The sequence below is a fragment of the Pantoea sp. F_5 genome (assembly GCF_008631595.1).
Taxonomy (GTDB): Bacteria; Pseudomonadota; Gammaproteobacteria; order Enterobacterales; family Enterobacteriaceae; genus Pantoea; species Pantoea gossypiicola.
This window is the reverse complement of sequence record NZ_VWUO01000004.1, coordinates 247,909-272,478: the sequence shown is the minus strand read 5'-3', so window position 1 is coordinate 272,478 and position 24,570 is coordinate 247,909. Positions and strand designations below refer to the sequence as shown.

Annotated in this window: 20 protein-coding genes; 13 read left to right on the top strand and 7 right to left on the bottom strand. The window is 53.9% G+C overall.

Annotated features, from left to right (window positions below):
- The first annotated feature begins 73 nt into the window (after positions 1 to 73).
- Positions 74 to 1,120 carry a protease SohB gene (gene sohB, locus F3I44_RS07895; protein WP_150015111.1) on the top strand — a complete coding sequence of 349 codons (1,047 nt, stop codon included), beginning with the start codon at positions 74 to 76 and terminating at the stop codon, positions 1,118 to 1,120.
- A gap of 27 nt (positions 1,121 to 1,147) precedes the next feature.
- Here sohB and F3I44_RS07890 read toward each other — a convergent pair whose 3' ends face one another.
- Complete coding sequence (locus F3I44_RS07890) at positions 1,148 to 1,396, bottom strand: YciN family protein (protein ID WP_150015109.1); 249 nt, start codon at positions 1,394 to 1,396, stop codon at positions 1,148 to 1,150.
- Positions 1,397 to 1,767: 371 nt separating this feature from the next.
- Here F3I44_RS07890 and topA point away from each other — a divergent pair, with 371 nt between their 5' ends.
- From topA to acnA, 4 genes are all read left to right on the top strand, one after another.
- Positions 1,768 to 4,392, top strand: a complete 2,625-nt coding sequence (gene topA, locus F3I44_RS07885; RefSeq protein WP_150010318.1) for a type I DNA topoisomerase — start codon at positions 1,768 to 1,770, stop codon at positions 4,390 to 4,392.
- A gap of 257 nt (positions 4,393 to 4,649) precedes the next feature.
- On the top strand, positions 4,650 to 5,624 hold the full coding sequence (cysB, locus tag F3I44_RS07880; protein ID WP_150010316.1) for an HTH-type transcriptional regulator CysB: 975 nt from the start codon (positions 4,650 to 4,652) through the stop codon (positions 5,622 to 5,624).
- A 496-nt stretch (positions 5,625 to 6,120) separates the two neighbouring features.
- Entirely contained in the window at positions 6,121 to 6,279 is a 159-nt protein-coding gene (locus tag F3I44_RS07875; RefSeq protein ID WP_003853864.1) for a YmiA family putative membrane protein, read from the top strand.
- Between the two features lie 597 nt (positions 6,280 to 6,876).
- The gene (acnA, locus tag F3I44_RS07865; protein WP_150010314.1) at positions 6,877 to 9,558 is read left to right on the top strand and encodes an aconitate hydratase AcnA; all 2,682 of its coding nucleotides are present in this window, start codon (positions 6,877 to 6,879) and stop codon (positions 9,556 to 9,558) included.
- A 342-nt stretch (positions 9,559 to 9,900) separates the two neighbouring features.
- Here acnA and ribA read toward each other — a convergent pair whose 3' ends face one another.
- Positions 9,901 to 10,494, bottom strand: a complete 594-nt coding sequence (gene ribA / locus F3I44_RS07855; RefSeq protein WP_033783243.1) for a GTP cyclohydrolase II — start codon at positions 10,492 to 10,494, stop codon at positions 9,901 to 9,903.
- Positions 10,495 to 10,721: 227 nt separating this feature from the next.
- Between ribA and pgpB the strand changes: the two genes are divergently transcribed.
- The 5 genes from pgpB to yciH all read left to right on the top strand — a co-directional run bounded on the left by pgpB (position 10,722) and on the right by yciH (position 14,338).
- Positions 10,722 to 11,480 carry a phosphatidylglycerophosphatase B gene (gene pgpB / locus F3I44_RS07850; RefSeq protein ID WP_150010310.1) on the top strand — a complete coding sequence of 253 codons (759 nt, stop codon included), beginning with the start codon at positions 10,722 to 10,724 and terminating at the stop codon, positions 11,478 to 11,480.
- Positions 11,481 to 11,614: 134 nt separating this feature from the next.
- Entirely contained in the window at positions 11,615 to 11,923 is a 309-nt protein-coding gene (locus F3I44_RS07845) for a LapA family protein (RefSeq protein ID WP_013358009.1), read from the top strand.
- 6 nt (positions 11,924 to 11,929) lie between these two features.
- The gene (gene lapB, locus F3I44_RS07840) at positions 11,930 to 13,099 is read left to right on the top strand and encodes a lipopolysaccharide assembly protein LapB (protein WP_150010308.1); all 1,170 of its coding nucleotides are present in this window, start codon (positions 11,930 to 11,932) and stop codon (positions 13,097 to 13,099) included.
- A gap of 196 nt (positions 13,100 to 13,295) precedes the next feature.
- Positions 13,296 to 14,015 carry an orotidine-5'-phosphate decarboxylase gene (pyrF, locus tag F3I44_RS07835; RefSeq protein ID WP_190285917.1) on the top strand — a complete coding sequence of 240 codons (720 nt, stop codon included), beginning with the start codon at positions 13,296 to 13,298 and terminating at the stop codon, positions 14,013 to 14,015.
- Positions 14,015 to 14,338 carry a stress response translation initiation inhibitor YciH gene (yciH, locus tag F3I44_RS07830; RefSeq protein ID WP_150010306.1) on the top strand — a complete coding sequence of 108 codons (324 nt, stop codon included), beginning with the start codon at positions 14,015 to 14,017 and terminating at the stop codon, positions 14,336 to 14,338. The genes pyrF and yciH overlap by 1 nt, the downstream gene beginning before the upstream one ends.
- A gap of 77 nt (positions 14,339 to 14,415) precedes the next feature.
- Here the strand turns inward: yciH and osmB are convergent, their stop codons facing one another.
- A complete protein-coding gene (gene osmB, locus F3I44_RS07825; protein ID WP_003853848.1) occupies positions 14,416 to 14,631 on the bottom strand; it encodes an osmotically-inducible lipoprotein OsmB in 216 nt (71 codons plus the stop codon).
- A 348-nt stretch (positions 14,632 to 14,979) separates the two neighbouring features.
- Between osmB and araD the strand changes: the two genes are divergently transcribed.
- The 3 genes from araD (at position 14,980) to F3I44_RS07805 (ending at position 17,879) form a co-directional block, all read left to right on the top strand.
- Positions 14,980 to 15,678, top strand: coding sequence for an L-ribulose-5-phosphate 4-epimerase (gene araD, locus F3I44_RS07815; RefSeq protein ID WP_150010304.1), 699 nt, complete (start codon positions 14,980 to 14,982; stop codon positions 15,676 to 15,678).
- A gap of 205 nt (positions 15,679 to 15,883) precedes the next feature.
- Positions 15,884 to 16,867, top strand: coding sequence for a 2-keto-3-deoxygluconate transporter (gene kdgT / locus F3I44_RS07810; protein ID WP_150010302.1), 984 nt, complete (start codon positions 15,884 to 15,886; stop codon positions 16,865 to 16,867).
- Between the two features lie 145 nt (positions 16,868 to 17,012).
- Entirely contained in the window at positions 17,013 to 17,879 is an 867-nt protein-coding gene (locus F3I44_RS07805) for a crotonase/enoyl-CoA hydratase family protein (RefSeq protein WP_150010300.1), read from the top strand.
- Between the two features lie 12 nt (positions 17,880 to 17,891).
- Here the strand turns inward: F3I44_RS07805 and pdeR are convergent, their stop codons facing one another.
- The 4 genes from pdeR to F3I44_RS07785 all read right to left on the bottom strand — a co-directional run bounded on the left by pdeR (position 17,892) and on the right by F3I44_RS07785 (position 24,524).
- On the bottom strand, positions 17,892 to 19,877 hold the full coding sequence (pdeR, locus tag F3I44_RS07800; protein ID WP_150010298.1) for a cyclic di-GMP phosphodiesterase: 1,986 nt from the start codon (positions 19,875 to 19,877) through the stop codon (positions 17,892 to 17,894).
- A gap of 159 nt (positions 19,878 to 20,036) precedes the next feature.
- Positions 20,037 to 20,327 (bottom strand): YbdD/YjiX family protein, encoded by a 291-nt coding sequence (locus F3I44_RS07795; RefSeq protein ID WP_150010296.1) that lies wholly within the window; start codon positions 20,325 to 20,327, stop codon positions 20,037 to 20,039.
- Positions 20,320 to 22,389 carry a carbon starvation CstA family protein gene (locus F3I44_RS07790; RefSeq protein WP_150010294.1) on the bottom strand — a complete coding sequence of 690 codons (2,070 nt, stop codon included), beginning with the start codon at positions 22,387 to 22,389 and terminating at the stop codon, positions 20,320 to 20,322. The genes F3I44_RS07795 and F3I44_RS07790 overlap by 8 nt, the downstream gene beginning before the upstream one ends.
- Before the next feature lie 200 nt (positions 22,390 to 22,589).
- The gene (locus F3I44_RS07785; protein ID WP_150010292.1) at positions 22,590 to 24,524 is read right to left on the bottom strand and encodes an exoribonuclease II; all 1,935 of its coding nucleotides are present in this window, start codon (positions 24,522 to 24,524) and stop codon (positions 22,590 to 22,592) included.
- Positions 24,525 to 24,570 lie beyond the last annotated feature (46 nt).

The window sequence follows — 24,570 nt, the reverse complement described above, 5'->3', positions numbered from 1 at the left end:
ATTTCAGGCGACGGAGCAGGGTAAAACGGCTAAACTGGCGAATTGTTTTTTATTCTTTTGTGAAGGCGACCTGATGGATTTTATTTCAACGTATGGACTGTTTTTAGCGAAAGCGGTGACACTTGTGGTTGCCGTCGCTGCGATTGTCATGATTATCATGAATGCCGCGTTACGCAAACGGGCACAAAATGGTCAGCTTCGTCTGACCCATCTGAGTGATGACTATCAGCAGATGAAAGAGGATTTGCAGCTGGCAAAAATGAAGCCGCAGGCGCAAAAAGTCTGGCTGAAAAATCATAAAAAAAGTGAAAAGCTGAAAGCCAAAGCGGAAAAACAGGCGGCAAAGCAGGGACAGACAGACAGCATTAAGCCCACGCTCTACGTACTCGATTTTAAAGGCAGCATGGATGCCGGTGAGGTGAGCTCACTGCGTGAAGAAATTTCAGCTGTGCTGGCGGTCAGGCAGCCTGGCGACGAAGTGCTGCTGCGCCTGGAAAGCCCGGGCGGCGTGGTGCATGGCTATGGCCTGGCAGCATCGCAGCTGCAGCGTCTGCGCGATGCGGGTCTGCGCATCACGGCAGCCGTAGATAAAGTGGCAGCCAGCGGGGGCTACATGATGGCCTGCGTGGCCGATCGCATTGTGGCCGCACCGTTCTCGATCATTGGCTCCATCGGCGTGGTTGCGCAAATCCCTAACTTCAACCGCCTGCTGAAGCGTAACGATATTGACGTTGAGTTGCATACCGCCGGACAGTACAAGCGCACGCTGACGCTGTTTGGTGAGAATACCGACGAAGGGCGCGAGAAGTTTCAGGAAGATCTTGATGAAACGCACCTGCTGTTCAAGCAGTTTGTTCACCAGATGCGCCCGTCGCTCGACATCGATCGGGTAGCAACCGGTGAGCACTGGTATGGTCGACAGGCGCTGGATCTCGGCCTGATTGACGAAATCGGCACCAGCGATGACCTGATCATCCGTCAGATGGATCAATTCAGCGTACTTGGCGTGCATTACGCCCGCCGTCGTAAAATGATGGACCGTTTTACCCAGAGCGCCGGCTCGGTGGCTGAGCGGTTGCTGCTGAAACTCTGGCAGCGCGGCGAAAAGCCACTGCTCTGATGCGAAACCCGGCCTGTGCCGGGTTTTTTATTCCAGGTGATAGCGCGGCGACAGCTCCACAGCAAGGTATTTGAAGACGTTAAACACTGCCGTGGTTTTCGTGGTCGGCAGTCCATCCGCATCAAGAAAGAAGGGTCCGCGAAAGACCAGTACATCCGCCTGCTGAATCACCTCATCCGCCTGCATGCCTGCTAAATAATCATCATGTTCTTTAATCAGCGCATTGGCCTTTTCCAGCAATGCCTGGCGGGAAATAGCCTGAGTCGATCTCTGCATATATTCGCTCCTTTTTGACAGCATCCAAATCCTTTCTATATTACTGGCCTGTCACGCGCTATGACAAATCGGTCTGAACGATGAAAACCTGGCGTAAGTTCGGGCTGAGTGCTAATTAAGTTGCGTAACAGATTTTATCAGGTAGAGTGTGGGCGATTCCGATTTCAGGGATTTTGCACCAGGATGTGCGAAGAGTTCAGATGGAAAAAGTACGCTTTATCATGCAGTTGCATCATGCTACATCATCTGATCTGAGATTGACCCCTCCGCCTTGAAATGTTAAACAGGCGCAGCAATATTGAACCCACTGGGTTTTTGGGCATCCAATCCTCTCCCGTTAAGCAGGATGTTTTCATTAGGTAAAGGTAAATATGGGTAAAGCACTCGTTATTGTTGAGTCCCCGGCAAAGGCTAAAACAATCAATAAATACCTGGGTAGTGACTACGTGGTTAAATCCAGCGTAGGTCATATCCGGGATCTGCCGACCAGTGGTTCAACCGCGAAGAAGAGTGCTGACGCTTCGACAGATAAGAAAGTCAACGACGCTTCAACTGACAAGAAAGTTAAAAAAGTAAAAAAAGATGAGAAAGCTGCACTCGTCAGCCGCATGGGTGTAGACCCTTATCACGGCTGGGAAGCGGATTATCAGATTCTGCCCGGCAAAGAGAAAGTGGTTGCTGAACTGAAGGCGTTAGCCGCCAATGCTGACCACATCTATCTCGCAACCGACCTTGACCGCGAAGGGGAAGCCATCGCCTGGCACCTGCGTGAAGTAATCGGTGGAGATGACTCGCGTTTCAGCCGCGTGGTCTTTAATGAAATCACCAAAAATGCGATTCGTCAGGCATTTGAAAAGCCGGGCGAACTGAATATCGATCGGGTAAATGCTCAGCAGGCGCGTCGTTTCATGGACCGCGTGGTGGGCTATATGGTCTCGCCACTGCTGTGGAAAAAAATCGCCCGTGGTCTCTCGGCCGGACGTGTGCAATCTGTTGCGGTTCGCCTGGTGGTGGAACGTGAACGTGAAATCAAAGCCTTTGTTCCCGAAGAGTACTGGGAAGTTAATGCCGCACTGACTACGCCAAAAGGCGATGAGCTGTCGATGGACGTGACGCACAAAGGTGATAAAGCCTTCCGTCCGGTCAATCGCGACGAGACCTATGCCGCGGTAGCGCTGCTGGAAAAAGCGCGCTATGAGATCATTGACCGCGAAGATAAGCCGACCAGCAGCAAGCCGGGCGCACCTTACATTACCTCCACACTGCAGCAGGCTGCCAGTACGCGTCTGGGCTTTGGCGTGAAGAAAACGATGATGATGGCTCAGCGCCTGTACGAAGCCGGTCACATCACTTATATGCGTACCGACTCGACCAACCTGAGTCAGGATGCAGTCGCCATGGCGCGTGGCTATATCGAAAGTAATTTTGGCAAAAAGTATCTGCCTGAAAACGCCATTACTTACGCCAGCAAAGAGAACTCCCAGGAAGCGCACGAAGCGATTCGTCCATCTGATGTGGAAGTGGTGGCGGAAAAGCTGAAGGATATGGAAGCGGATGCGCAGAAACTCTATCAGCTGATCTGGCGTCAGTTTGTTGCCTGTCAGATGACACCAGCAAAATATGACTCCAGCACCATTACAGCGGCGGCGGGTGAATTTAAACTCAAAGCAAAAGGCCGTATTCTGCGTTTCGATGGCTGGACCAAAGTCATGCCAGCGCTGCGTAAGAATGATGAAGATCGTACATTGCCTGCCGTCAGCGTGGGTGATGTTCTGGATCTGCAACAGCTTCTTCCGGGTCAGCACTTCACCAAGCCACCGGCGCGCTTCAGCGAAGCGTCACTGGTGCGTGAACTTGAGAAGCGCGGCATTGGTCGTCCATCCACTTATGCGGCCATTACCTCGACCATTCAGGATCGTGGCTACGTGCGGGTAGAAAACCGCCGCTTCTATGCGGAAAAAATGGGTGAAATCGTCACCGATCGTCTGGAAGAGAACTTCCGCGAACTGATGAATTATGATTTCACCGCCCGCATGGAGAGCAACCTCGACCAGGTGGCCAATAACGAGGCGCAATGGAAAGCGGTTCTCGATCACTTCTTCGCCGACTTTACTCAGCAGCTTGAACTGGCTGAGAAAGATCCTGAAGAGGGTGGTATGCAACCCAACCAGATGGTGCTGACCTCAATTGAGTGTCCGACCTGCAGCCGTCAGATGGGAATCCGTACCGCCAGTACCGGTGTTTTTCTGGGCTGTTCCGGCTATGCGCTGCCGCCTAAAGAGCGCTGCAAACAGACCATCAACCTGATTCCGGAAAATGAAGTCCTCAATATTCTGGAAGGCGACGATGCTGAAACTAACGCCCTGCGTGCCCGTCGACGCTGCCAGAAGTGTGGCACCGCGATGGACAGCTATCTGATCGACAACGAACGTAAACTGCACGTTTGTGGTAATAACCCGGAGTGTGACGGTTACGAAATCGAGAAGGGCGAATTCCGCATTAAAGGCTATGACGGCCCGATAGTTGAGTGCGAGAAGTGTGGTTCGGAGATGCACCTGAAAATGGGACGCTTTGGTAAGTACATGGCGTGTACCAACGAAGAGTGCAAAAACACCCGCAAGATTCTGCGCAGTGGTGAAGTTGCACCGCCGAAAGAAGATCCGGTTCCACTGCCAGAGCTGGCGTGTGAGAAGTCCGATGCTTACTTCGTGTTGCGTGACGGCGCAGCGGGCGTTTTCCTTGCGGCCAACACCTTCCCGAAATCACGCGAAACGCGTGCACCGCTGGTGGAGGAGCTTCAGCGCTTCAAAGATCGTCTGCCTGAGAAGCTCAAATATCTGGCCGACGCGCCAGTAGCCGATCCGGAAGGCAATAAAACGCTGGTACGCTTCAGCCGCAAAACCAAACAGCAGTATGTCTCCTCTGAAAAAGAGGGTAAGGCAACCGGCTGGTCCGCCTTCTATATAGATGGCAAGTGGCAGGAAGCGAAAAAGTAATTCAAAGGCCAGCCTTTGCTGGCCTTCTTCTCACTGTGCTTACCCGATTTGTCCACTGATAGTGACAATACACCACATTCTGGCCAGCGCTCGCTGGCCTTTTTCTGAGCCTTATATCAATCCGTTCTACTCTGTCACTTAAACTGATATAGTTGTTATAGCATTTCCGACCTTTCCTGATGCATAGCATTTCTTGACCCTTGCGACTATACGTCAAGCGGGGATGCGACTCTGTAACTTACCGGGATGGAACAGATATGAAATTACAGCAGTTGCGCTATATCGTCGAAGTGGTGAACCATAATCTCAATGTCTCTTCGACAGCGGAAGGTCTCTACACCTCTCAACCCGGCATCAGCAAACAGGTGCGTATGCTGGAAGATGAACTGGGCGTGCAAATTTTTGCCCGCAGCGGTAAACATCTCACTCAGGTGACGCCTGCAGGCGAAGAGATTATCCGTATAGCGCGTGAAGTCCTTTCCAAAGTGGATGCGATCAAATCCGTGGCCGGCGAGCATACCTGGCCGGATAAAGGCTCGCTTTATGTCGCCACCACGCATACCCAGGCACGTTACGCGCTGCCTGGCGTGATCAAGGGATTTATCGAGCGCTATCCGCGCGTCTCTTTACATATGCATCAGGGTTCTCCAACCCAGATCGCCGAAGCGGTTTCCAAGGGCAATGCGGACTTTGCGATTGCCACCGAAGCGCTGCATCTTTATGACGATCTCATCATGCTGCCGTGCTACCACTGGAACCGCGCGATTGTCGTCACGGCTGATCATCCGCTAGCTGGAAAAGGGCAGGTGAGCATCGAAGAACTGGCTGAACATCCGCTGGTGACCTACACCTTTGGCTTTACCGGGCGCTCAGAACTTGATACGGCCTTTAATCGGGCAGGATTAACACCCCGCATCGTCTTCACTGCTACCGATGCCGACGTCATTAAAACCTATGTCCGTTTAGGCCTGGGTGTGGGGGTAATTGCCAGTATGGCAGTTGATCCGGTGGCCGATCCTGACCTGATTCGTATTGAGGCCGCCGATATTTTTACCAACAGCACCACCAAGATTGGTTTCCGCCGCAGCACCTTCCTGCGCAGCTATATGTATGATTTTATCCAGCGTTTTGCGCCACACCTGACCCGCGACGTGGTAGATACCGCTGTGGCGCTGCGTTCAAACGAAGACATTGAGGCGATGTTTAAGGACATTAAGCTGCCATTTAAATAGCGTTGATGCTCTCCACGACAACATAAGGCTGCCTGGTGCAGCCTTTTTTGTTGCCAGGCTTTAGCGCCAAATGAGAATCAAAAGTTTTTATGATTTTTTTGTAAATGAAACATTGATCACATGTTTTCCGGTTGGGCTTTCTTAAATGCGAAATACAACACACTTTTAACTATGTCACTTTGCGACTCGCCAGGATTATTCCCATACTCCAGTTAAGAGCTGAAGTGTGAAGCCAGTAAACATAAGGTTCTTTAGATTCGCCTTTAGTTTTAAGTGGATCTGTTTTTAAATTAACTCAAATTTATTAGTTGTCTGTTTAATTAAATATTCGTTCAGGAGTTAATGATTTCTTACGTTACCGAAGCCTATTGATTAATACCGTTAATCGTTTTACTCAATAAAAATAACTGGATTTTTGGCCTTAACGCGTTTAGGATTCCTCCTAAATCTTAATCGATGTTATCAATCATTTTGTTGAGAGTGATTATCAAAAACTATGAATACACGACTGACTGTACAACCGGGTTTCCCGGCAAAAAGCACCAAGGTTGAGCGTACTGGCAATACCCGTCGCAATGCCTGGTTAACCGTATTCGCTGCCTCTGCGCTGTTCTGGGTGGTTGTAGCGTTAATGATTTGGCGTATCTGGGGCTAAAGCCATGTGGGCACATACACTCAGTCATAAGCGTTCTTTGACCACGGGTCAGCACAAGCCAGTATCCTGCAAAGGAAAAGAAGCCCTTGCAAAGGACGAAAAAGTGTCTATCCCCGAGTCATGGGACTTGAGTGATAATCAGCGACTTTTTATTGAGTCGTTTCTGGACCCTAAAAACAAATAACGTTGTAAGACCATCTATTCGTCACTGCTCTTTTATAACCGGTGTTTCCGGTGGGCTTTTAAATGCCCCTTTCCACATCCTGTAAGACCAAAGGGTGTCGCCGATTGACAGGCGACCGCAAAAACTTTTACGCCCGATTCCGGCGAAGGAGTGAACCAAATGAATATTATTAAAATGTCCTGGCTTAGCGCGTATGCTTTCTCCTTTGCGTTCTGGTCTGCGGCGGTGTGGATAACGCTGTAATTTGAATTAAATCACCTCTTTCTGATGCCTCGTGTTTTCACGGGGCATTTTCGTTTTCGGCGATTGTAGCAATTTGTGTTGTAATCAAAACGTTAACGAATTTGTGGTCTATCTTTAACATAAACCTTTGTCTCACTAAGGTTTAAGACCATGAATGAAAAGGAGGAGCTATGTCGTCTACCCTACGCGAGCTAAGTCAGGAAATACTGCAGGTCGACACCAACAAATATCACATCTTCAGTCTTCCCCGCGCGGCTCAACATCTCGGCAACATCGATAGCCTGCCCAAATCTTTAAAAGTTCTGCTGGAAAACTTACTGCGCTGGCAGGATGGCGACTCTGTCACCACAGAGGACATCCAGGCGCTGGTTGACTGGCAGAAAGATGCTCACGCAGACCGCGAAATCGCCTACCGGCCTGCCCGCGTATTAATGCAGGATTTTACCGGCGTGCCGGCCGTAGTCGACCTGGCGGCCATGCGTGAAGCGGTGAATCGTCTGGGCGGCGATGTCGCCAAAGTGAATCCACTGTCGCCCGTCGATCTGGTTATCGACCACTCGGTCACCGTTGACCACTTTGGTGATGATGACGCTTTTGAAGAGAACGTCAGGCTGGAGATGGAACGCAACCATGAGCGCTACGTTTTCCTTCGCTGGGGTCAGAAAGCGTTTGATAAATTCCGCGTCGTGCCGCCGGGAACCGGCATTTGTCATCAGGTGAACCTGGAATATCTCGGCAAGGCGATCTGGCATGAAACCCTCAATGGCGAAGAGTATGCCTGGCCCGACACGCTGGTCGGTACCGATTCACACACCACCATGATTAACGCGCTTGGCGTGCTGGGATGGGGAGTAGGGGGCATCGAAGCTGAAGCAGCTATGCTGGGTCAGCCTGTCTCGATGCTGATCCCGGATGTCGTAGGTTTCAAACTTACCGGCAAACTGCGCGCAGGCATTACCGCAACCGACCTCGTTCTGACCGTCACTCAGATGCTGCGTAAGCATGGCGTTGTCGGCAAATTCGTTGAGTTTTACGGTGACGGCCTGGCCGATCTGCCGCTGGCCGACCGTGCGACCATCGCTAACATGGCACCGGAGTATGGCGCGACCTGCGGATTCTTTCCGGTTGATGACGTCACGCTGAGCTATATGACGCTGACCGGACGTGATGCCGATCAGGTGGCCTTAGTGGAAGCGTATGCCAAAGCGCAGGGTCTGTGGCGCAATCCCGGCGACGAGCCCCGTTTCACCAGTACCCTGGCACTGGATATGAACGAGGTGGAGTCAAGCCTGGCCGGACCAAAACGTCCGCAGGACAGGGTGTCACTGGGTGATGTGCCCGCTGCGTTTGATGCCAGCAACGAGCTGGAAGTGAATCAGGCGCAAAAACCGCATAAAAATGTTGAGTATACCGATAGCGACACCGGCCTGACTCACACACTGACTGATGGCGCGGTGGTGATCAGTGCGATTACCTCCTGTACCAACACCTCTAACCCTAGTGTGCTGATGGCGGCCGGTTTACTGGCGAAGAAAGCGGTAGAGCGTGGGCTGAAACGTCAGCCGTGGGTCAAAGCTTCTCTGGCACCCGGTTCTAAAGTGGTTTCCGATTATCTGGCCGTCGCGCAGCTGACCTCATATCTCGACGAATTGGGCTTTAACCTGGTGGGCTACGGCTGCACCACCTGTATCGGTAACTCCGGCCCGCTGAAAGATGAGATTGAGTCTGCGATCAAAGCAGGCGATCTCACAGTCGGTGCCGTTTTATCCGGCAACCGCAATTTTGAAGGCCGTATTCATCCGCTGATTAAAACCAACTGGCTGGCTTCGCCGCCGCTGGTGGTGGCTTACGCGCTGGCGGGTAATATGAAGATCAACCTGCAGACGGAGCCGCTGGGCAAGGATCAGCAAGGCCAGCCGGTCTACCTGAAAGATATCTGGCCGTCGCCCGAAGAGATCGCTACAGCCGTGCAGCAGGTCACCAGTGATATGTTCCACAAAGAGTACGCCGAAGTCTTTGATGGCACGCCAGAGTGGCAGGCGATCAGGGTCAGTGAAGCGGCAACGTATGACTGGGATGAAGGCTCGACATACATCCGTCTGTCGCCGTTCTTTGATGATATGGAGAAAGAGCCTAAGCCGGTGCAGGATATTCGCGGTGCGCGGGTGCTCGCCCTGCTGGGCGACTCTGTCACCACGGACCATATCTCGCCAGCGGGCAGCATTAAAGCGGAAAGTCCCGCCGGACGCTATTTGCTGTCACACGGCGTTGAGCGCAACGACTTTAACTCCTATGGGTCACGTCGCGGTAACCATGAGGTGATGATGCGTGGCACATTCGCCAATATTCGTATCCGCAATGAGATGGTGCCAGGCGTAGAAGGTGGCTACACACGACACTATCCAAGTGGCGAACAATTGGCTATCTATGATGCTGCAATGAAATACCAGGCGGAAGGCGTGCCGCTGGCGGTCATTGCGGGTAAAGAGTATGGGTCTGGCTCCAGCCGCGACTGGGCCGCTAAAGGGCCACGTCTGCAGGGAGTGAGGGTCGTCATTGCCGAATCGTTTGAGCGTATTCACCGCTCCAATCTGATAGGGATGGGCATTCTGCCACTGGAGTTTCCGCAGGGTGTGACGCGTAAAAGCCTGGGGCTGACCGGTGAAGAGCGCATTGATGTGGAAAATCTTCAGGCACTCACGCCAGGCTGTAGCGTGAAAGTCACGCTGACCCGTGCTGACGGCAGTAAAGAAGAGCTGGACACCCGTTGTCGCATCGATACCGGTAATGAGCTGACCTATTACCGCAATGACGGCATCCTGCACTATGTTATCCGCAATATGCTGGACTGACAAAAAAGCCGGGGAAAACCCGGCTTTTTTATGTGGCTTACAAAGTCATTAATGAGAAGCTTTAATATCGTGGCTGCACAGGGAACACGGTCAGATCGGAAAGACGCTAAGGCCAGTCCATGACATGCTCGGCCTGCGCGATTACGCACCTCATCCATGAGATGCGCCCGTAAACGGGCCAACGCGTTGCGTTGTTCAAAAACGCTCCCGGCGTTTTTTTCCGGGCGGCGGGACGCTTTCCTCTTCTGACCGAGCACCCTGCGCGTTGAGCTAATCCATTGATTGAGGATTCTCTCAGATTAGGCTTCTTCAATGGTCAGATGCCAGTGAGGCTCAGCTTATCTATGACTTCGGCAGCAGATGCCCCATCTTTTCCGCTTTTGTATCCAGATAGTGCGCATTCTTCGGATTACGTCCCACGACCAGCGGCACACGTTCAACGATGTTGATTCCTGCTTCGCTGAGGATCTCCACTTTGCGCGGATTGTTGGTCAGCAGGCGCACTTCATTCACGCCCAGCAGTTTGAACATATCTGCGCACAGGGTGAAGTCGCGCTCATCGGCGGCAAAGCCAAGCTGATGGTTCGCTTCTACGGTGTCATAACCTTTATCCTGCAACGCATAGGCGCGGATCTTATTCAGCAGACCAATGTTACGGCCTTCCTGACGGTGATAGAGCAGCACGCCGCGCCCTTCTTCTGCGATGGCATTGAGCGCGGCTTCCAGCTGAAAACCACAGTCGCAACGCAGGCTGAAGAGTGCATCGCCGGTCAGGCATTCGGAGTGAACGCGCGCCAGTACCGGCTCGTTGTCATTAATATCGCCAAAGACCAGTGCAACATGGTCATGTCCGGTTGCCAATTCTTCAAAACCAACCATCAGGAAATCTCCCCATGGCGTGGGCAGTTTGGCTTCTGCCACCCGTTTAAGCTGCATGTGACTCTCCAGAACCTTCAGAGGATGCGCTATCATCATGATAGCGCACAGGCCAGTGTGGCCCGACAAACGTGCAATATTGTGCCACAACCCGGAAGCGGGCTGGTAATCTCTGAGACCAATTGCAGTGATAAAGCACAATTATCCAATCGGCAACGGTTATGTTATTCTTTTTTAAGCTAAAGTTATGCAAATGTTGTCATTTGACGCCAGGATAAGGGAAGAAGATGTTTAAGATTTCGCGTCGTACCACCTTTGGAATGCTGCTACTGCTCATCATGCCGGTTGCCGTCTGGCTTACTGGCTGGCGCTGGCAGCCAGATGAAAGCAATGCGCTGCTGAAAGGTCTCTTCTGGATGACGGAAACCGTCACCAGTCCGTGGGGTATTGTCACCAGCGTGCTGCTGAGCGCCTGGATGCTCTGGTGCCTGCGCTTTCGCCTGAAGCCCGCCATACTGCTGCTGCTGATCATGAACGCCACCATTCTGGCGGGGCAATACACCAAATCCTTTATCAAAGAGCAGATTCAGGAGCCGCGTCCCTATGTGATCTGGCTGGAGCAGCATCACGGGCTGGATGAGAAGACTTTTTACGAGCTGAAGCGAAAACAGCGTGGTGAGATGGTAACGTCATTGATTGCCGATGAGACGCAGATTCCGGGCTGGCTGAAACGACACTGGGCGTTTGAAACCGGCTTTGCTTTTCCGTCAGGGCATACCATGTTTGCCGCCAGCTGGGCACTGCTGGCACTGGGTCTGCTCTGGCCGCGTCGACACTATAAAACCGTGGTGGTCATTTTTCTGTGGGCGATGGGCGTGATGGCAAGCCGTCTGCTGCTGGGCATGCACTGGCCACGCGATCTGGCGATGGCTACGGTGCTCTCCTGGTTGCTGGTCACCGTGGCGACATGGCTGGCACAGCGTTTCTGTGGCCCGCTGACGCTGCCGCCGGAAGAGCAAAAAGAGGTGGCACAGCGGGAGCCCTGATTGTAATTCACCCTTAAGACCCCATATTATTAGTCGGGCCTGCGCAAAAGCGACTCGCCCGATGCTGCTGGGAGCAGCATTTTTGCCGCCGTTTTGGCATAATTCTACCTGATAACCTCACAACAGGATGCACTGTGAAATATTTGCTGATTTTTTTAGTGGTACTGGTCATTTTTATCATTTCCGTCACCTTAGGCGCGCATAACGATCAGGTCATTACTTTTAACTATCTGCTGGCGCAGGGTGAGTTCAGCATCTCGACCTTACTGGCATCACTGTTTGGCGCAGGTTTTGTCCTTGGCTGGGTCATCTGCGGGCTGTTCTGGTTACGGACCCGTGTTTCACTGGCCAATGCCAACCGGAAAATTAAGCGTATGCAGACGCAAATTGAGCAGAGCACTGCCCTGGCGACCACGCCATCTTCTCCGGCTGGCCGGGAATAATCCTCAATGCATGAATTGCTGTTTCTGTTACTGCCGGTTGCGGCTGCCTATGGCTGGTATATGGGCCGCCGCAGCGCGCATCAGGATAAGCAACAGGAAGCCAACCGGCTGTCACGTGAATATGTCGCGGGCGTCAATTTCCTGCTCTCAAATCAGCAGGACAAAGCCGTTGACCTGTTCCTCGATATGCTAAAAGAGGACAGCGGGACGGTTGAGGCACATCTGACGCTGGGTAACCTCTTCCGATCACGCGGAGAAGTTGACCGCGCTATCCGTATTCATCAGGCATTAATGGAAAGTGCTTCCCTGAGCTACGAGCAGCGTCTGCTTGCCGTTCAGCAGTTGGGTCGCGACTATATGGCGGCGGGCTTATATGACCGCGCAGAAGATATGTTTAAGCAGCTTACTGATGAAACGGATTTTCGCATCGGGGCGCTGCAGCAGCTGTTGCTGATTCACCAGGCCACCAGTGACTGGCAACAGGCCATCGAAGTCGCAGAACGCCTGGTTAAGCTCGGCAAAGAGAAGCAGAAAGGCGAAATCGCTCACTTTTACTGTGAACTCGCACTGCAGGCGATGAGCAGCGACGACCTGGAGCGAGCGATGAGCCTGCTGAAGAAAGGGGAGGCGGCCGATCGCAACAGCGCACGTATCTCTATCATGATGGGCCGTATTCTGATGGAGAAAGAGGATTTCGCTAAAGCGGTGGGTCATCTGCAGCGCGTGCTGGATCAGGATAAAGAGCTGGTGAGTGAAACGCTGGGCATGCTGGAGACCTGTTTCCTGCAGCTCAATCAGCCTGACGCCTGGGCAGACTTTCTGCAGCGCTGTGTGGAACAGAACACTGGCGCGGCAGCGGAACTTTATCTTTCTGACATCCTTGAGCAGCAGCAGGGCGCTGAAGCGGCACAAAATTACATCAGTCGTCAGCTTGAGCGCCATCCAACGATGCGTGTTTTCCATCGCCTCATGGATTTAAACCTGCGTGAAGCAGAAGATGGCCGGGCCAAAGAGAGTCTGATGGTGCTGCGCGACATGGTGGGTGAGCAGATTCGCACCAAGCCACGCTATCGCTGTCAGAAATGTGGCTTTACCGCGCATGCACTTTACTGGCACTGTCCATCCTGCCGGACCTGGTCTTCAGTGAAGCCGATTCGCGGTCTCGACGGCCAGTAAAGCGGGCGTTATGGTCAAATAAATAACGCCCTAAATAGTTACAACATACTATACGAGTGACAATCAACCGGATTTGGCAAAGGTGCACTTATTGCCAGGCAGAGGGGCAATGGCGATTGTGATGGGCAGACACCGCAGGTAGAATGCTTGCCGTTTGTCAATCGCGCCTGCGGGTGCTTACTGCAGAGGAAATGCCATGCCTTCACCCCACAACGTGACCGCTTCGCCTATTCTGGTAGCGCTGGATTATCATGACCTCGACAGCGCATTGCGTTTCGTCGACCAGATCGATCCCCGCAGTTGCCGCCTGAAAGTGGGCAAAGAGATGTTTACGCTGTTTGGTCCCTCGCTGGTTAACACTCTGCAGCAGCGCGGCTTTGAGCTGTTCCTCGATCTTAAATTTCACGATATTCCAAATACCACCGCGCATGCCGTGGCTGCCGCTGCCGATCTTGGCGTCTGGATGGTCAACGTTCATGCCAGCGGCGGGGCGCGGATGATGAACGCGGCGCGTGAGGCGCTGCTTCCTTTCGGTAAAGATGCGCCGCTGTTGATTGCGGTGACCGTGCTGACCAGCATGGATGCAGACGATCTCAGAGAGCTGGGCATTACGCTTTCCCCTGCCGAACAGGCAGAGCGACTGGCGAAGCTGACCCAGTCGTGCGGACTGGATGGTGTGGTCTGTTCCGCACATGAAGCGGTTCGCTTCAAACAGGTGTTGGGCAAGGAGTTTGCGCTGGTCACGCCGGGAATTCGTCCGGCAGGCAGCGATGCCGGCGATCAGCGTCGTATTATGACACCGCAGCAGGCGAAGCAGGCGGGGGTAGATTACATGGTTATCGGGCGTCCGATTACGCAATCCGCCGACCCCGCCGCTGCCCTGCAGGCGATCCTGGACAGTCTGGAGACGCAATAATGGCAAATGACAATCCACTGGTTTATTCAACAGACAGCGGGCGCATCATGCAGCCGGAGCCAAAAGCAGAGCGGCCAAAAGGGGATGGTGTTGTGCGGATCCAGCGTCAGACCAGCGGACGCAAGGGCAAAGGCGTCTGCCTGATTACCGGCGTCGACCTGGATGATGCGGCTCTGACGCTGCTGGCGGCAGAACTGAAAAAGAAGTGTGGCTGTGGCGGTTCGGTAAAAGAGGGCGTTATCGAGATTCAGGGCGACAAACGCGATTTGCTGAAAACGCTGCTGGAAGCCAAAGGAATGAAGGTCAAACTGGCGGGCGGCTGAAAAAAAATCGGGCTACCAGAGTAGCCCGATTGTCATGCAGATGCTTAGCGTAGCCGAATATTCTTTTAATAAGGTCCTTAGTGGACCTGATGACCGATAATACCACCGACAGCGGCACCGCCGACTGTGCCGAGTGCACTACCATTGGTCAATACTGAACCACCAATTGCGCCCGCGCCCGCGCCAATCGCGGTGTTGCGGTCACGTTTAGACCAGTTAGAACAGCCGCTCAGTGCAACAGCTAACGTGGTCGCCAGTACAACGGCAGTGATTCGTTTCATTGTTGTTGTCATACACTTCTCCTTTGATGTGCTCACAGAGGCAACACTCTTAGTATAGCTCCGATATTTCCTCAGCCCGCTTGTGTCGCATCATTGCCGCATCCGTGACGGCATCGAAATGTGAACACCATGGACAAACTGTTTGTAGCGGGTGAGGCACAATGCCGGACCCGACAGGTCCACGCATTGCCTGAGAAGATTCTAAGCATTCTGGATAAATTCCGAAGATAGAAAATTCTTAAATCACGACACATTTTTGGATTCACAGCCATTCCTTCTGCGTTTATAGCCATTTGCTCCATAACCCTTTGGCGTCTGACTCCGCAAAATTCAGGGACGATTGTCAGCAGGAGAAAAGGCATGCTGGAACACCTTAAACAGCAGGTTCTGGAAGCGAATCTGGATTTACCCAAATATAACCTGGTGACCTTCACCTGGGGCAATGTCAGCGCGGTTGATCGCGAACAGGGTTTGCTGGTGATTAAACCGTCTGGCGTAAGCTATGACGTGATGAAGCGCGACGACATGGTGGTCGTCGATCTGGCGAGTGGCGAGGTAGTGGAAGGGGATAAACGCCCTTCATCAGACACGGCAACGCACCGCGCGCTCTATCTCGCCTGGCCGGAAGTTGGTGGCATTGTCCATACCCATTCGCGGCATGCGACCATCTGGGCGCAGGCTGGACGACCGATCCCAGCCTGGGGAACCACTCACGCTGACGATTTCTATGGCGAGATCCCCTGTACCCGCGCAATGCGCAATGAAGAGATTCAGCACGAGTACGAGTGGAATACGGGTGAAGTGATTATCGAAACCTTTGCACAGCGCGGATTGTCACCTTCGGCAATTCCTGGGGTGCTGGTCAACTCACACGGCCCGTTTGCCTGGGGCAAAGACGCCCATGCGGCCGTGCATAGCGCGGTAGTGCTGGAGGAGGTGGCCTATATGGGCCTGTTCAGCCAGCAGCTGACACCAGACCTGCCGCCGATTAACCAGACGCTGCTTGACCTGCACTATCTGCGAAAGCATGGCGAGAATGCCTGGTACGGGCAAAAATAACAGGCGGGACGCAATAGCGTCCCGTTTTTTTAGTCTCTTTTGAGACTGGTATGGCGATCCCTATCATAATTATCAAAACAACTTATCAACATAAATAAAACAGTGTTTCATTTTATCGGATTGATCACTGTTTTGATTACTTCAAGTCACTACTTTGCCTGCATCGCCTCCGGGCACCCTCTGGCATAGCAAAGGTGACATGTATATGCACATCAAACGGGCAATAGATAAAATTCCGGGCGGCATGATGCTCATTCCGCTGTTTATCGGCGCACTCTGCCATACGTTCTCGCCGGGGGCCGGGAAATATTTCGGTTCTTTCACCAACGGTCTGATGACCGGCACCGTGCCCATTCTGGCCGTCTGGTTCTTCTGCATGGGGGCGTCGATAAAGCTCAGCGCCACCGGAACGGTACTACGTAAATCCGGCACGCTGGTGCTCACCAAAATTGCCGTGGCATGGGTAGTGGCCGCAATCGCCTCGCGGGTGATGCCGGAAAATGGCGTAGAAGTGGGGATGTTTGCCGGCTTATCGACGCTGGCGCTGGTTGCCGCGATGGATATGACCAATGGCGGTCTTTATGCCTCCATCATGCAACAGTACGGTTCCAAAGAGGAAGCGGGCGCCTTTGTGCTGATGTCACTGGAGTCCGGGCCATTAATGACCATGGTGATACTGGGCACTGCCGGTATCGCATCATTTGAGCCGCACGTGTTTGTCGGCGCAGTCCTGCCGTTTGTGGTGGGATTTGCATTAGGGAATCTTGATCCGGAGTTGCGCGACTTCTTCGGCAAAGCGGTACATACGCTGATTCCCTTCTTCGCTTTTGCACTGGGTAACACCATTAACCTGGGCGTGATTGCGGAAACCGGCCTTCTGGGCATCATGCTGGGGGTAGCCGTCATCATCATTACCGGTATCCCGCTTATTCTGGCCGATCGGCTGATTGGTGGGGGAGATGGCACGGCTGGCGTGGCCGCATCCAGTACGGCAGGCGCGGCGGTGGCAACACCGGTGCTGATTGCCGAAATGCTGCCGCAGTTTAAAGCGGTTGCCCCGGCGGCCACAGCGCTGGTGGCCACTTCCGTGATTGTGACCTCTGTGCTGGTGCCCATCATCACCGCCATCTATTCAAAACGTCTTAAGCGTCTTCATGTTGCCGTCGGACAGCGTGCCGCTATTAAGTAACCCGCCTAATCAATCCCCGACGCGCCAGTCGGGGATCACTCTGGATTTTGTGTTGTAAATCAATCTCTCATTTGGTCTGGCCTCACTCTGCATTACGCTGATGTGGCGTATTTAACGCATCAAAATATAAACAGAGGATGAGACAATGACAGTTATTAACCAAGCAACGTGCAGATTATTTACCGAAGTCGGCAACACCACGCAGTTAGTCGCCTATTACGAAGAAGGGCGTCGTACCATGTGGATGATGCTGCGTGCTCAGCCCCGTCCGAGCTTCAACCACGAACTGATTGAGGAGATAATGAACCTGAGCTATGCCGCTCAGCGCTCCGGTCTGCCAATCGATTTCTGGGTCACCGGCTCACTGGTGCCGCAGATGTTTAACGCCGGTGGCGATCTGCGCTTCTTCGTCGAGTGCATTCGCAATAACCGTCGTGAGGCGCTGCGAGCTTATGCCCGTGCCTGTGTGGATTGTATCCATTCGGCAGCACGTGGTTTCGATACCGGCGCGGTGACGCTGGCGATGATTGAAGGCAGTGCGCTGGGCGGCGGATTTGAGGCGGCGCTGGCGCATCACTTCATTCTGGCGCAGAACAACGCGCGGATGGGCTTCCCGGAAATCGCTTTTAACCTTTTTCCTGGCATGGGCGGCTATTCGCTGGTGGCGCGTCGTTCCGGCATGAAGCTGGCAGAGGAGTTAATCTGCGAAGGGGAGTCCCATAGTGCGGAGTGGTATGAGACCCGCGGACTGGTGGATAAAGTCTTCCAGCCTGGCGACAGCTACCGCGCCACACGCACCTTCATCGATACGTTACGGCCTAAACTCAATGGCGTACGGGCGATGCTGAAAGCACGTCAGCGCGTGCTGCAACTGTCACGCGCTGAGCTGATGGACATCACTGAGGATTGGGTTGATTATGCCTTCACTCTCGAACCCAAAGACATTGCTTACATGGAACGCCTGGTACAGTTACAAAACCGCCACAGCGCATCACTGCGTAAAGCGGGTTAATCTTAACCAGCGTTAAACGCGGGCAGGATGCTTAGCCAGCCAATGCCCAAATTGTTCCGCGGGCATTGGTTTTGCGTAATAGTAACCCTGACGCCCATCGACACCACTTTTGAGAACAAACTTCTCTTCATCCGGGGTTTCAATACCCTCAGCGATCACCTGCAAATCGAGCGCCTTGGCGACGGCGACGATAGCACGCACCAGCGATTGTGAAACCGGCTGCTTGTTAATATCGCGGATAAAGCTCTGGTCGAGTTTGATGGCATTGATTGGCACGCGTGCCAGCTGAGAAAGCGAGGAGTAACCGGTGCCAAAGTCATCCAGGTGCACCTGTGCGCCCAGTTCCTGAAACTGCTTCATCAGCTTCAGCGCTTCAGTCTCATTCTCAATCAGGCAGCTTTCGGTCAGCTCAATATCGATGGGGCAGTCGGTGATATTAGCCTCATGCAGCGCCTGTTTCAGGTCAGTGTAGATGCTCTGATCAATCAACTGACGGGCAGAAACGTTGACGGCGACGCGCAGAAACATGCCCTGCTCACGCCAGGCGATAATCTGCTTCAGCACGTTGAGCATGACCCAGCGTCCCAGCGGCACAATCAGCCCTGACTCTTCAGCATAGGGAATAAAGTCAGCAGGCGAGACCAGACCACGTTCTGGCGAGTTCCAGCGCACCAGGGCTTCAGCACTGCGGACCTGGCCATCGCTATCGATTTTTGGCTGGTAGTGTACCAGCAGATGATCCAGTTCCAGCGCCTTGCGCAGGTTAGTATCCAGCCACAGATACTCAAAGACCCGTTGGTTCATCTCAGCCGCAAACACGCAGAACTTGCCGCGCCCGTTCTCTTTGGCGTGATACATCGCGGTGTCTGCGTTGCGAATCAGGCTCTCGCGATCGTCGCCATGCAGCGGCGCGAAAGCGATGCCAATAGAACAGCCGCTGTAAACTTCTATCAGCCCGATACGGAACGGCTGACGCAGCCGCTCAAGAATACGGGAAGACATCGCTTCCAGTGCCGCCTGGCTGGTGTGCTCAGCCAGCACCACAAATTCGTCGCCACCCAGACGGCCCAGAGTCTGGTCTTTACCCAGACAGCTGAGGATGGCCAGTGATACTGCCTGCAGTAACTGATCGCCGAACATATGACCGTAGGCGTCGTTCACCTTTTTAAAATTATCGAGGTCGAGATAAACCACGCCGGTCTCATCACCCTCGGATCGCTCCAGCGCCAGGCTAATCTGTTGATGAATGGCGTTGCGATTGGGTAAACCGGTCACTGTATCGGTGTTTGCCAGCACCCGCAGACGTTCCTGAGCGCGTCGCTCCTCGGTGATGTCTGTGCCAGAACAGATGAGGAAAATTTCATTTTTGCCACTGCCGCTGTGAACAAACTTATTACGAAACAGAAACAGTCGCTGACCTTTTTTGGTTTTGACCCAGCGCTCAACCTCATAAGAGTTACCGTCACGGAAGAAGCCCGCAATGTTGCGTCGTGACTGTGAGGCTTCCTGTTTGGTCATAAAAAGCTGAAAGACGTTACGGCCAATAACCTCGTGCTCATTCAGGCCGGTATATTCTTCACTAAGGCGGTTAAAACGCTGGATATTGCCCCGCTGATCGAGGATCACAATCACCGAATTAGCTTCAGAAACCACCTGTTCAGCGAATGACAGTCCCAGGGTTAAATCCCGGGCAACCGCAGACGTATCACCCCAGGCAGAGGCGGTGCCAGCCCATGAAGCCTGGTTCACTTTGCGTCCGACAAAATGCATTGGCACGTCAATGCCCTGAAGGGTCATAGTCAGATTAATGCTTGAGGTGATGACCGGCATCGCGCGGATCATTGCGGCCTGGCCGGGAGTTAGCGGCAGGGCGATATTGGTTTGTGATGACTCATCTTCGGCAAAATGCAATGCATCGCTGTCCGCGGTCAGACGCCAATGAGGGCTGGTTGTACCAAAAAGAGTGTACAACAACGTTTGCCCGTGTTCATCGGTCATGGAAACTTCCTCCGGGAAGTGCTCTGCAGGCGTTATCTCATTATTTTAGCAACAGTATTCATCATCTGACGCCAGCACAAGATGCAAACCAAATATATTTTCCCATCCAGATAAGAATGGCACAAAAAAGCCCCGGCAATGCGAGGCTGTAGCGTGCGGTCAGCAGGGACATTTACCCAGCTTTCCCGCCTGGCTGGGAAAGCGGGCATCCAGGCAGTAGCGGTGGAAATCGCGCTCATTCATCGGCGGCTGCTCAGGATGATGCAGACGCATATGCTGCAGATATTTTTGATAATCCTGGACCCCGACCATTAAGCGGAAGCACTGTTGCAGGCCGCGCCACAATCTCCGCCAGCTGAATGCCTGCGGCATCGGCGAAGCGGTCAGATGGCAACGGATAATCTGCCACTCACCCTGTGGACGATGGCCCTGATGAATAGCATCAGACATGACGCACCGCCTTGTTACGCAGTGTCACAGGCGTCTCGCTGGTGGTCGGCACCGCACTGTTCAGCGCGCGACGAATCACAAAGAACGCGGCGACCAGCATCGTGACTGCCACCAGCATAAAGAAAGCGCACAGCGCCGCATTAATCTGATTGCTGAACACGATGGTCTGCATATCCGCCACGCTTTTTGCCGGTGCAATGATCACGCCTTCATCCAGCCCTTTGCGGAACTTATTCGCCTGGGCCAGGAAGCCAATGGAGGGCTTTTCGTGGAAAATTTTCTGCCAGCCCGCCGTCATTGAAGTGATAAACAGCCAGACGGTAGGCAGAATCGTCACCCAGGCGTAGCGCTGCTTTTTCATTTTGAACAGCACCACGGTGCCAAGAATCAGCGCCATCGACGCCAGCATCTGGTTGCCGATACCGAACAGTGGCCACAGGGTGTTAATGCCGCCCAGTGGATCGACCACGCCCTGGTAGACAAAGAAGCCCCAGCCCGCGACCGCGACGGTGGTGCCCGCCATGTTCCCCAGCCAGGATCGGTTGTTCGCCAGAGAAGGCACCACAGTTCCCACCAGATCCTGCACCATAAAACGGCAGGCGCGGGTACCCGCATCCACCGCGGTCAGGATGAACAGCGCTTCGAACAGAATGGCGAAGTGATACCAGAACGCCATCATCGCCCGGCTGTTAAAGATCTCAGTAATGATGTGGGCCATGCCGACCGCGAAAGTGGGCGCACCGCCTGCGCGGGAGAGAATCGAGCCTTCTCCCACATCACGGGCAATACCGCTCAGCATTTCGGGCGTCACGACAAAGCCCCAGCCATTGATCACCTGCGAAGCGCTTTCAACGGTGGTGCCAATCAATGCAGCGGGTGAGTTCATGGCAAAGTAGACGCCAGGATCCAGCACCGAGGCACAAATCAGCGCCATGATCGCCACAAAGGACTCCATTAGCATTGCACCATAGCCAATAAAGCGGATATGACTTTCCCGCTCTACCAGCTTCGGCGTGGTGCCGCTGGAGACCAGTGCATGGAAGCCGGAGATCGCGCCGCAGGCAATGGTGATAAACAGGAACGGGAACATCGCGCCGGAGAAGACCGGGCCGGTGCCGTCGATAAATTTGGTCACCGCGGGCATTTTCATCTCAGGCATCGCAAAGACAATGCCCACCGCCAGCCCGACAATCACGCCGATTTTAAGAAAGGTCGAAAGGTAGTCGCGGGGTGCCAGCAGCAGCCAGACCGGCAGTACCGAAGCAATAAAGCCGTAAATCACCAGTACCCAGGTCAGCGAGGTGCCTTTCAGGGTAAAGAAGGGGCCCCAGTAAGGATGCTGTGCCACGTCGCCGCCATAAATAATTGCCGCCATCATCAGCACAAAGCCAATCAGTGACACTTCGGCGATTTTACCGGGGCGGATAAAGCGCATGTAAACGCCCATAAACAGCGCAATGGGAATGGTGGCTGCAATGGTAAACAGGCCCCATGGACTGTTTGCCAGCGCCTTTACGACAACCAGCGCCAGCGCCGACAGGATAATGATCATCACGCCCAGCGCGCCAAGCATTGTCACCACACCGGCAAACGCCCCCAGCTCCTGTCGCGCCATCTCGCCCAGCGAGCGGCCATCACGGCGGGTTGAGATAAACAGGATCAGGAAATCCTGTACCGCGCCCGCCAGCATGACACCAACCAGAATCCAGATGGTCCCCGGCAGAAAGCCCATCTGCGCTGCCAGAATCGGGCCAACCAGCGGACCGGCACCGGCAATAGCCGCGAAGTGATGACCAAACAGCACCCATTTATTGGTCGGGACATAATCGAGTCCGTCGCTCAGCCGCTCGGCGGGGGTCATTCGGCGATCGTCCAGTTCGAAGATATTGCGGGCGATAAACAGGCTGTAGAAGCGATACGCGATGCTGTAACAGGCGACAGCGGCTATCACCAGCCAGACTGCGTTGACGTGTTCGCCGCGGCTGAGGGCCAGCATGGCGAAAGCGCCCGCGCCGATTAACGCCACCACTAACCAGATGACGCTGGTTTTGACGTTTTTCATGACTAACTCCTTGTAGGGACCGAGAGGAAAGCGATCGAAAACAACGAGTTAAACTTAATGTAATGGAATGTAAGTGAAAGTTAATCAGTGGAGAAGTGTGAAGCGGGGTACAAATTTAACGTTTTCGTAACGAGAATAGGCAGGAACAGGCGGGATAACCGAAGTTATCCCGCCAGATTTAAAGCTTAATCACGCTGTGTTCAGACGGCAGGACGAGCCACAACGCTGCGGGTTTCCATACGGACTTCGGCGATGGTCACATCAATCACGTCAGTCACGCGGTAAACCAGTTCACCTTTGATCTGTACGCTGCCATTTTCCTGGCTTAAGAGCAGCTCATCACGCACTGCATGAATGAACGGGGCCGGGATAAAGGCGACGGCACCAAACTCGACCAGGCGAACGCGCATACCGCCACGCGACACATCGATAATCTCAGCGCTGAAGCGACGGTCAGTGCCCGCAAACGGGGCCAGATAACGGGCGTAGAGCCAGTCGCCAACATCACGTTCCGCCATCCGGTTCAGGCGGCGGCGTTCACTCATCGTCACCGTTACGGCATCATCCGGGCGGGCAATCTGCTCACCGCGAATAATCGCCTTCAGCAGACGATGGTTGATCATGTCGCCGAACTTACGAATCGGTGAGGTCCAGGTAGCATATGCCTCCAGACCCAGGCCAAAGTGGGGGCCAGGCTCGGTGCTGATCTCCGCGAAGGTCTGGAAACGACGGATGCGGCTGTCGAGGAACTGGGTTGGCTGGGCATCAAGCTCACGACGCAGCATGCGGAAACCGTCCAGCGTGGTGATCGCCTGTGCATCCACGGTAATACCGTGATTGGCCAGCACGGCGGCGGCCTGCTCAGCATTGGTCGCATCGAAACCGGCATGGACGTTATAAATGCCGAAACCAAGACGGTCACGCAGCACTTTCGCCGCGCAGACGTTCGCCAGAATCATGGACTCTTCAACGATGCGGTTAGCGATGCGGCGAGGTTCAGCCACGATCTCCAGCACTTCGCCTTTTTCACCCAGCAGGAAGCGGTAGTCCGGGCGATCTTTAAACACCAGCGCGTGGGTCTGACGCCATTCGCTGCGCGCCAGGCAGAGACGGTGCAGCAGACGAATCTGTTCTGCAATCGCATCACTCTCCGGCTGCCAGGTGCCGCTGTTTTCCAGCCAGTCCGAGACGTCGTCGTAGGCCAGCTTGGCTTTGGACTCAATCCAGGCCGCAAAAAACGCCACATCATCACTTAAGGTGCCATCGGCGGCCACCGTGACGCGGCAGGCCAGCGCCGGACGACGCACATTCGGACGCAGCGAGCAGACATCATCCGAGAGTTCGCGCGGCAGCATCGGGATGTTGAAGCCTGGCAGATAGTTGGTGAACGCACGCTCTGCCGCCAGCTTATCGAGTTGACTGCCTTCCGCCACATAGGCAGTCGGATCGGCGATAGCGATGGTCAGACGCAGCGTGCCATCATCCTGCGCTTCCACATAGAGCGCATCATCCATATCCTGGGTACTGGCGCTGTCAATGGTGACGAAATCCAGCGCGGTCAGATCTTCACGCGTCAGATTTTCATCCAGCATCTCGCCAAAGCTGACGTCAGGCGCTTCACGTTCAAGGTTATGACGCGACAGTGTCACCCACCACGGTGCCAGGTGATCATCAGCTTTGACAATAAAATCGGTAAGTTCGGCATAAAAACCGCGATCGCCCTTGAGTGGATGGCGACGCATTTCCGCCACGGCCCAGTCGCCATTTTCAAATGCATGGCTGACATCGCGTGCAGGGCGACACTGGATTGCATCTTTCAGCAGGGGATGATCCGGCACAATCGACAGGCGATCGTCTTTCTTCTGGACCCGGCCAACAAAGCGGCTCAGGAACGGTTCAATCAGGGTTTCCGGCTCAGCGCTTTCGCGATCTTTATCGCTGTGGATCACGGCGGTGATACGATCGCCATGCATTACTTTCTTCATCTGCGGTGGCGGAATGAAGTAACTTTTTTGCGCATCGACTTCCAGAAAGCCGAAGCCTTTTTCGGTGCCTTTAACGACGCCTTCAGCACGAGGCGTTTGCGAATGGAGCTTCTCTTTCAGCTGCGCGAGCAGCGGGTTATCCTGGAACATAATTTTTACGTTTCGTTGGCTGATTGCGGCTGACAGTTTTACGCGA